This is a genomic window from Streptomyces flavovariabilis (genome assembly GCF_000725785.1).
Lineage (GTDB): Bacteria > Actinomycetota > Actinomycetes > Streptomycetales > Streptomycetaceae > Streptomyces > Streptomyces hawaiiensis.
In genome coordinates this window covers 1-295 of the sequence record NZ_JNXD01000105.1, presented here as the reverse complement: position 1 = coordinate 295, position 295 = coordinate 1, and the positions used below count along the sequence as shown (strand labels likewise).

At 66.4% G+C, this 295-nt stretch carries 1 protein-coding gene; it reads right to left on the bottom strand.

Features of this window, described 5'->3' with window-relative positions; translation table 11 throughout:
- Positions 1-203, bottom strand: a 203-nt coding sequence (locus tag IO24_RS41810; protein WP_476718226.1) for a transposase, incomplete at its 3' end; no start/stop codon positions are given.
- Positions 204-295 lie beyond the last annotated feature (92 nt).

The following is a 295-nucleotide window of genomic DNA, read 5'->3' as shown; positions in this document are numbered from 1 at the left end:
TCCGACAGCCCGTGCAGGGCCTGCAACGTGATCGCGGCGGCCAGGATCTGCGGCGGCATGCTCGGCCGTCCGTTCGCCGACGGGTACATGTCCGTGAACATTTCAGCCGGGAACAGCTCGCCACGATGCTCGGCCAGGAACGCGAACACGCTCCCCTCCGGGATCAGTTCCCGGCAGGTCTCCCACACGTCCGGCCCGACCATCTCGCCGACCCACTCACCCATCGCCACATGACGAGTCTGGCCCTGCCGCTGACGCGGCAGGGCCAGAACCCAAGATCTTCATCAGCCTTCTA